Annotated in this window: 4 protein-coding genes, 1 other RNA gene and 1 riboswitch; of the genes, 3 read left to right on the top strand and 2 right to left on the bottom strand. The window is 46.9% G+C overall.

Translation table 11 applies throughout. The annotated features are described in order from the left end of the window. From M0R47_RS20985 to M0R47_RS20975, 3 genes are all read left to right on the top strand, one after another. The coding region (locus tag M0R47_RS20985) for an alpha-isopropylmalate synthase regulatory domain-containing protein (RefSeq protein ID WP_292558310.1) at nt 1–1,338 on the top strand (1,338 nt) is incomplete at its 5' end. Nucleotides 1,339–1,400: 62 nt separating this feature from the next. Further along, entirely contained in the window at nt 1,401–1,601 is a 201-nt protein-coding gene (locus tag M0R47_RS20980; protein WP_292558309.1) for a (2Fe-2S)-binding protein, read from the top strand. A gap of 172 nt (nt 1,602–1,773) precedes the next feature. Continuing rightward, a riboswitch (cyclic di-GMP riboswitch) is annotated at nt 1,774–1,852 on the top strand. Nucleotides 1,853–2,588: 736 nt separating this feature from the next. Then, on the top strand, nt 2,589–5,240 hold the full coding sequence (locus M0R47_RS20975) for a glucosidase (protein ID WP_292558308.1): 2,652 nt from the start codon (nt 2,589–2,591) through the stop codon (nt 5,238–5,240). 94 nt (nt 5,241–5,334) lie between these two features. On the opposite strand, the gene M0R47_RS20970 is transcribed toward M0R47_RS20975, so the two are convergent. Beyond that, nucleotides 5,335–8,007 carry an ABC transporter substrate-binding protein gene (locus M0R47_RS20970; protein ID WP_292558307.1) on the bottom strand — a complete coding sequence of 891 codons (2,673 nt, stop codon included), beginning with the start codon at nt 8,005–8,007 and terminating at the stop codon, nt 5,335–5,337. 923 nt (nt 8,008–8,930) lie between these two features. Then, nucleotides 8,931–9,027, bottom strand: a transfer-messenger RNA (tmRNA) gene (gene ssrA, locus M0R47_RS20965); the annotation flags it as partial.

Raw genomic sequence — 9,027 nt, 5'->3', positions numbered from 1 at the left:
AAACAGGAAGGTTTTGCCGGACGCGTTGAAGTCCTGGGCTTTGTCGACCATACGCGTAGCGTCGACTGGATACTGGAAACCGGCGGCGAAGTCATCAACCTGCTGATCAAAGGCAGCGAAAAGCATTGCCGCGTACAGCTGGGCAAAACACTAGAACAACATACCGCAGATGTACTGCAAACCGTTAACTACGCGCTGGAACAAGGACTGAAAGTCAACGTCTACCTGGAAGACTGGTCAAACGGTTATCACGACAACCCAGGTTATGTTTACGGCCTGATGGACAACCTGAAGGACGTCGGCATCAGTCATTTCATGCTGCCCGATACCCTCGGCGTTTTATCGCCAGATGAAGTATTCTCAAGCTTCAGCGACATGTGCATCCGCTATCCACAAATACAATTCGATTTTCATCCGCACAATGATTACGGATTGGCGACCGCCAACGTCATGGCCGCGGTTCGCGCCGGCGTCAATGCGATACACTGCACCGTTAACTGCCTTGGCGAACGTGCGGGCAATGCCTCAATGGCTGAAGTGGCCGTGGTGTTGCGCGATAAGATGAACATACAACTGTCTATCGATGAAAGCCATATCGTCCGCATCAGCTCCATGGTCGAAAACTTTTCCGGCAAACGCATCGCCGCCAATGCGCCGATCGTCGGTGCCGATGTTTTCACCCAGACCGCCGGCATCCATGCCGACGGCGACCAAAAGGGCGGACTGTACAAAACAAAATTGGGGCCGGAACGTTTCTCCCGCACCCGCAGCTACGCCTTGGGCAAGATGAGCGGCAAGGCGTCGCTGAAAAAAAACCTGGAAATGCTGGAACTCGACCTGTCGGAAGAGAACCAGAAAAAAGTGCTGGCCCGGATCGTCAGCCTTGGCGACTCAAAGCAAACCATCACTACCGACGACCTGCCCTTTATCATTGCCGACGTACTGGAAAGCAAGAGTTACCAGCATATCAAGCTGCTCAACTGTTCGATCACCAGCGGCCTCGATTTAGAATCGACCGCCAGTTTGCGAATAAAAGTCATGGGCACGACACATCTTGCCTCAGGCTCCGGCAACGGCGGCTTCGATGCCTTTGTCGATGCCATCAACAAGATCATGAAGCAGCATAACTACACCCTGCCCGCACTGGCCGATTTTGAAATACGGATACCCAAAGGCGGGCATACCAGCGCTTTAACCGAGTGTGTTATCACTTGGGATTGCGGCAATGAGCTACGCAAGACTCGCGCCGTGCATTCCAACCAGGTTTTTGCGGCGGTATTGGCTGCGCTTAAAATTATCAACATGCAATTGCATGAACTGGGTTTTAATCAGGCCTAAAAATCATTGCCATAAACCAAACCGCATGAATACAGAGCGATACAGAAGCCCAAGCACTCTATATGAATGATCTTAATCGGGATAAAAAACAGGATGTTATTTGTCACTGTAGCGGAACAACTAAAGGGCAAATTAAGGAGCTTATTAATAATGGGGTCGACAATCTTGACGGCATATCCAGAATGACCGGCGCTTGTTCAGGATGCGGGGCTTGTGATGCTGCAATATTGGAATTACTAGCCGAAAATATAAATGTAAATTAACGGCTAACTCGTAAATGGCTCCAAAAACATGGCGGCAGCCAACTTGCCGAATATAGACACCATTAATGCCATGCATGCCAATGTCGAAACACTATCCAAAAAACCTACGCAAAATACTTTAAGTATTTATATCAATAGACATTTATCTAATCCTGACTCACACTTGCGCTACATACGATAAAGCCAATCCTGCCGAAAGACAGGAGCAGAAAGTCGCGGATCCTAATCAATAGGAAAGCCGGACTGCCGAAAGTGACTAAAAGAAAGTCATACAGGTAGTTCGGCTTTTTTGTTTTTAGCAAAGAGGAAAGTAATGTCAGGCCAAGACTGACTGGCGATTACTACAGGAGGACACTAACTATGTTCTACAAAAATATTATCTTCCGTCCTGCCCGCATCATGCTATCAACCTTAAACGGGCTTGTTTTCTTATCGCTAATATTGTTGAGGATATTCTCACTTCCCAGGTGAAGCCCTTGATTTTAGCGATGTAGTGCGTTTTGCATTGTTGCTTCTAATAAAGCAAACCGCCAATCACCAACAGTAGACGCTTTTACAACTTGCACGGATGCGAGAAGCAGTTACCGAAGATCCAAAATCTGCTCAAACCCTTGTAAAGCGACTACTGTTGGCTTTCCTACTCTACCCATGACAGCGGCGTTCTGTCGAGACAAGGCACAACAATAATAACAATCGGGACATTTCTCCACATGGAAAAAGCCCAGGGACTACATCCCAGCACAGTTTTACTCAATTTTAATAATGTCACTCATACAGTTCAATAATTTAAAAATCCGTCTGCTCCTAAGCTGCAACAAGGCCTTGGAGGCATTGTTCCGTAATCTCTGTTTGCGAATACCCTGAAAAATAAACACTAATAGAAAGCTTTCGGCGCCGTTACGTCTCCTTACCGGCATTTATTCAGAGGGCCTATTGAGTCTTTGCTCTTATTTCCCAAAAGATCGTAATGTCATTGAGGCAAACAGCATGACAAAATCAACCAACAAATCCCAAGCCAATGCTGAAAAACATCGCCTGCTAGTGCAAAGTAGCGGCGAAGCAGCATGGCGATTATGGGGGCCGTACCTGAGCGAGCGTCAATGGGGCACGGTGCGCGAAGACTACAGCGAAGACGGTAACGCCTGGGACTACTTTAGCCACGACCAAGCCCGCAGCCGAGCTTACCGCTGGGGTGAGGACGGCATCGCAGGTCTCTGTGATGAAAAGCAGCGACTGTGTCTGGGCCTGGCTTTATGGAATGAACAGGACCCGATACTCAAGGAGCGCCTGTTCGGATTGACTAATGGCGAAGGCAACCACGGCGAAGACGTCAAGGAACTTTATTACTATCTCGACGCAACGCCCAGCCACTCTTACCTGAAAATGCTGTACAAGTATCCGCAACAGGCATTTCCCTATGCGGAACTGGTCGAACATAACCGCAAGCGCGGTAGAGACAAGCCGGAATTCGAGCTGCTGGACACCGGCATATTTAACGACGATCGTTACTTTGACGTGTTTATAGAATACGCCAAGGCCGGCGTTGATGACATCCTGATGTTAATTACCGCGCATAACCGCAGCGCAGACGCTGCCCCGCTACATATACTGCCGCAGCTTTGGTTTCGCAACACCTGGAGCTGGGGCTACGATGCCACTCGCCCGACACTTTCGGCGGCCGAAACCGACTGCATCCTAGTTCAACACGCAGAACTGGGCAGCTATCATTGTTATTTCGACGGTGATCCCAACCTGCTGTTCTGCGACAACGAAACCAATCTGCCGCATTTGTATAAGCAACAAGCCGCCGGTTATTTCAAGGATGGCTTCCATGAATACATCATCCACGGCGACCAGCATGCCGTGAATCCGCAAAGAAACGGCACCAAGGCGGCTGGGCATTTCAGCTTTTCTATTCCGGCTCACGATAAGGTGGAAGTGCGTTTGCGCCTGAGCAAAAGTCAAAACCTACGTCCCTTTAATGACTTCGATACCCTAATCTGTGCGCGCCGTAGCGAGGCTGACGACTTTTATGCCGAGCTACAAACGGCTTTGACGGATGCCGACGCCCAACTGATCCAACGCCAAGCCTTGGCCGGTATGATCTGGAGCAAACAGTTTTATTACTACGACATCCCCCAATGGCTGAAAGGCGACCCGGCAACAGTTCCGCCGCCGATAAAGCGCCGCCATGGACGCAACAAAGACTGGCAACACCTGAATAATGCCGACGTCATTTCTATGCCCGATACGTGGGAATATCCGTGGTATGCAGCATGGGACCTATCATTTCATTGCGTAACACTGGCAATGATCGACCCAGCCTTTGCCAAAAACCAACTGCTGCTGATGACACGGGAATGGTATATGCATCCTAACGGCCAGTTACCGGCTTATGAATGGAAGTTGGGGGATGTCAATCCGCCTGTTCATGCCTGGGCCGCGTGGGAGGTCTATAAATCCGAATGCCAATGCGCCGATGGTACTGGCGATCTCGACTTCCTGGAACGGATCATGCACAAATTGATCATCAACTTTACCTGGTGGGTCAACCGTAAGGACGCTGACGACAACAATGTCTTCCAGGGCGGCTTTCTCGGCCTGGATAATATCGGCGTATTCGACCGCAGCGCCCCGTTGCCTGCCGGCGGCCGTATCGACCAGGCCGACGGTACCAGCTGGATGGCGATGTACTGCCTGAACCTGATGCGCATTGCGCTGGAATTGGCGTTGCATGATCGTGCTTATGAAGATATCGCCACCAAGTTTTTCGAACACTTCCTCTATATCGCCAAAGCAATGACCAGCATAGGCGGCGAGCAATGTATCGGTCTTTGGGATGAACAGGACCAATTTTTCTATGACATCCTGCGCTCTCCGGATGGCGGAATGATCCCGCTCAAAGTACGGTCAATGATTGGCTTGATTCCTTTTTATGCGGTAGAGATCATCGAACCCGAATTACTGGATAAGCTGCCGGACTTCAAACGCCGTATGAAATGGTTCCTCGATTACCGTCCCGATTTGGCTTCGTTAGTTGCCGATTGGGACGTGCCGGGAAAAGGCAACCGCCATTTGCTGTCCCTGCTTGGCGGTCACCGGATAAAGAAGCTGTTGCAACGCATGCTCGACGAGACTGAGTTTCTATCCGACTACGGCGTGCGTTCCTTATCGCGGGCGCATCATGGTAAGCCTTACGTAGTTAGCTGTGTCAACACGCCGATGAGCGTGCACTACCAGCCGGGTGAAGCCGAATCCGGCATGTTTGGCGGTAATTCCAATTGGCGTGGCCCTATCTGGTTCCCAGTCAATTATCTATTGATCAATTCGCTCAGGCGTTTCGCCGGCTTCTATGGCGAGAGCTTTAAAATAGAATGCCCGACCGGCTCCGGCGTTTTTCTATCTATCAATGAAGTGGCCGATGAATTGTCCAAGCGGCTAACCCGGATTTTCCGCAAAGATGGAAACGGGCGTAGACCCGTATATGGTCGATATGAAAGACTGCAAAATGATCCGCACTTTAATGATTACCTGTTATTCCACGAATATTTTCACGGCGATGACGGCACTGGCTTAGGAGCATCGCACCAGACCGGCTGGACCGGTTTGGTGGCAAAACTACTGCAACCGCGTACGTGAAAAAGAGCGCTTGGCTTATTGGTTCAGCCTCAAGGCTAGGCAAATTACGCATTAAAAATTCATTGCCATCTACATGAATCGGATAGACGACTTATTATTGGTGGCTGTCAGAATTTCTCTGTATGGGTAAAGTGAAATAAAATGTGGTTCCTTTGCCGGGCTGGCTATTGAAATTCAATGTTCCATCATGGGCTTCAACGAGTGAGCGAGTGATCGACAACCCCATGCCCATGCCATCTGCCTTGGTGGTATAAAAAGGCGTCAATATCTTTTGTTGCTGCTCTTTATCAATTCCCACCCCATTGTCCTTCACCCTGATTTGTATGCTGTTATTGAATGTCATTCGACTAGAGATAGTTAATTGGCGCTGCTGTTTTTCAGCTAAGCTTTTCACGGCATCAACGCTGTTCCTGATTAAATTTATGATGACCTGTTCAATCTGTATCTGATCCACATGGACAGGCGGCAGGTTATTGTCCAATTCAAATGTCAGCTTTATATCGTTTTGTTTAAGTTCAGCCATACACAAACCGACACTGTCATGGACCAATTTATTAATGTCGGCGCTTGAGCACTTTTGTGCATGAGATTTAACGAATTCCCTCATCCGATGAATGATCCGCCCTGCTCTTAAAGCCTGATCCTGTGTTTTATGCAATATCTCGGCGAGCTTTATCAGATCAGGAAGTTCTGCGTTAATTAGGTTTAAGCTGACTTGTGTATAGCTGGAAATCGCAGACAGAGGCTGGTTGACTTCATGCGCAATGCCGGATGCCATTTCGCCCATCAACCCAAGGCGAGTGACATGAGCGAGTTCCTTCAAATGTTTCGTTTCTTTCTGTTCCTGATATTTACGCATACTTACGTCACGCACAATATGGGTAAAAAAGTGCTCATTATCGATTGAGTACTTCGCTGTAGATATATCTAAAGGCACTAAAGAACCGTTTTTGTGTAGACCATCAATCTCTTGAATTTGGTTGAGAGTTTTTAATGCATTGGGAAAGGCGCTGTCATTCATTGCCCTTGCTGGTAATGGTATAAGTTTACTGATACTGCTGTTAACCAGTTCTTCCGGTTTATAGCCGAATATGGTTTCTACTGCGGCATTCGCAGATACGATGATATTAGATACGTTAATAGTAATAATACCTTCCACTGACGCATTAAAAATGGAGTTGAGCTTTGCTTCCCGCTCTATTAATTGGTGCCTTGAACGGTCGAGCTCTTCAACTTTCCGCATCAAACTCACATTACTTGCAATTAACTCATTGGTCTGTCTGTGAACCTTTTTTTTCAGCTTTTTATTAAGGCAGACAATGATTTCTTCTGTCTGCTTGCGCTCGGTAATGTCCTGAATGGTGCCCACCAGTTTTAAAGGATTACCGGCTTTGTCGAATTCAATGTAACCATGAGCGATCACCCAGCGCGTATCGGTATCGTTTGGGCGGATAATTTCATACTCCAGCAAAAGCCTTTCGTGGTTACGAATTATTTCCTGATAGCGATCGAGCACACGCTGACGATGTTCGGGATGAACCAATGTTGCCCAACTGGAAATATTCCGTTCAAAGTGCGCGTCGACGCCGAAAATCTTATCGAGCAAGGGCGAACCTTCCCAATGACCAGTGACTAGATCAATCACGTAATAACCCATACCTGCCGTCTCATGCGCCAGGCGTAAAAGTTTTTCATTACGCAGGGCTATTTTATTTTTCCGTTTTAGTGACCTATAAGAAGCTAATAAGATTAAGGTAATAAAGCTGGTTATCAGGATGACGATTACGCCAATTTTGACATATTGGATCAGCTTTTCTTGATCGGCTTTAGGATCAGGATCATAGCTAAAACCTTGCAATAACTTATCGTTTTCAGCCATGCCCGCATTAACGAATGTTTCCGCCATGTGCCGCCAGCGCCAGGGATTCATGTGCCCCAAGTCGATCACATCCGGTATTATTAATGAATTGATTGCATCGGCTTCAAATTCAAGATGGTCTCTGGATTTGTTGACTTTGTATTTATCGATCAACAGGTCAATGATTTCCTGCGGGTGATTCATTGCGTAATACCACCCCTCAAGGCTGGCTTTGCGAAATGCTTTTACGCGTTCGGGATGTTGTTTAAGTTCTTCTTCCGTTGTAAACAGGATGTCGCTGTAAAAATCGACACCGTAGTTGCGCGGGTTGAGCACGGTAAACTCAACCCCTCGTTGCTTTAGAAAATAAGGCTCGTTGCTCAGGTAAGAGTTAAACGCGTCTACTTTGCCGTCAACCAAATCACGAATTTCATAACTGCTGGGGATGATATGAAGGCGGTTTTTGTCTATGCCCTCATTATTGAACATGGCGACAAAATCAGCATCGACAGTTTGATCCATCAACATGATTTTTTTCCCGACTAAATCATCAGGTGAATGAATTCCGGCACTCTTGCGCGCGATTAACACGGAGGGAGAATGTTGATAGATCGCAGCCAAAGCCACCAGTGGCGCGCCGCGCAACCGTTCCAGCAATAATTCGCTATTGGCCTCGCCGTACTGGGCATGACCTTGAAGGACTTCCTGTACCGGCTTTTTTTTCGAGGTGCCTTCGTGGATGGTTACATCGAGCCCCGCGTCTTTATAATAACCTTTCTCCAGCGCCGCGTAATAACCAGCAAATTGAAATTGATGATGCCAGCGCAGTTGGAGATGAATGGGTTCCGCCGACACTGAAAAGCATAGGAATATCAATGCCATAATAAGTATGGCACGGGCTTGTATCATATTGGATAATCCATTTTTTATGCTCGATAGCCACTTTTATAATGGGGTAAATAAAGGAATAATTTGACGACCTCAAACCCAAAGGGGCTGCTGTTACACTATGCCTAACATTCGTATAGTTGAGATTAGAAACAAGTTATTGTTTTTTAACTCTATCTACATTGGCTTGTGTAGACATAATAAAAGTCTTACACAGTAAATTTGACTTTCATTCGGGCTGCTAAAGCATTAGCCGCTCTTGCTTTTGCAGATTAAGTCTATCCACTCGGAATTTAGCCGAGTAAATGTTGTATCTTATCCCGCTTATCTGGGCGACAAACTGTCCAATTTTGTAAAAACCTTGAGGCACTATGAATTGTAAGGTTGCTCACTCAACATGAATCAGTGGACTCTCAAGCACTTCTCCGCCGTTTATGTCTGCAATACCGAACCTAACGATTTGCTTTCAACATAGGGTTTTCCATGTCCATCTACTAATTTCCTGAGTATCGTTAGATACATAATCTATCAGTGTTTTTGTAGCGTAATCTGTGTTGCTGTACAAACATACAAAATAGAATGTCCAACTTTTTTAATCAATACGTATTATCACTTATCAGAAAGCGCACTACTGAGCTATCGATGCCAACTGCCTTTGAAGCGACTTAAAAGCCGATCCAATTTTTTGATAGATGGCATCGCAAGTGAAGAAACTGCGTGATCAATAAAGTTGAAGTGCTGCAGGAGATGATTAAGGCCAGCATATTGAATGGATAAAATTCCGTTATATGCTGACGGATGGCTGATTACAGTACAGGAAAACTTTGAGTTTATTGCGAAAAAACAAACATATTCAGAAAATTACAGATTGTTACTGAATTATTTTTATTCCGTCGGGCAATAAAAAACCCGCCAAGCCTTTCGGCTTGCGGGTTTTAGAATTTTGGTGGAGGCGGCGGGAATTGAACCCGCGTCCGCAAGTACTCCGCCACAAGGTCTACATGCTTATCCCGCTCTTTTGATTTAGCTAGTGACTACCCG

Source organism: Methylobacter sp. (assembly GCF_023227905.1).
GTDB lineage: Bacteria > Pseudomonadota > Gammaproteobacteria > Methylococcales > Methylomonadaceae > Methylobacter_A.
This window is presented reverse-complemented; position numbering and strand designations above follow the sequence as displayed.

Coding starts and splice junctions, on each gene's coding strand:
- M0R47_RS20970 (WP_292558307.1), bottom strand. CDS start 8,007: ATGATACAAGCCCGTGCCATACTTATTATGGCATTGATATTCCTATGC.
- M0R47_RS20975 (WP_292558308.1), top strand. CDS start 2,589: ATGACAAAATCAACCAACAAATCCCAAGCCAATGCTGAAAAACATCGC.
- M0R47_RS20980 (WP_292558309.1), top strand. CDS start 1,401: ATGAATGATCTTAATCGGGATAAAAAACAGGATGTTATTTGTCACTGT.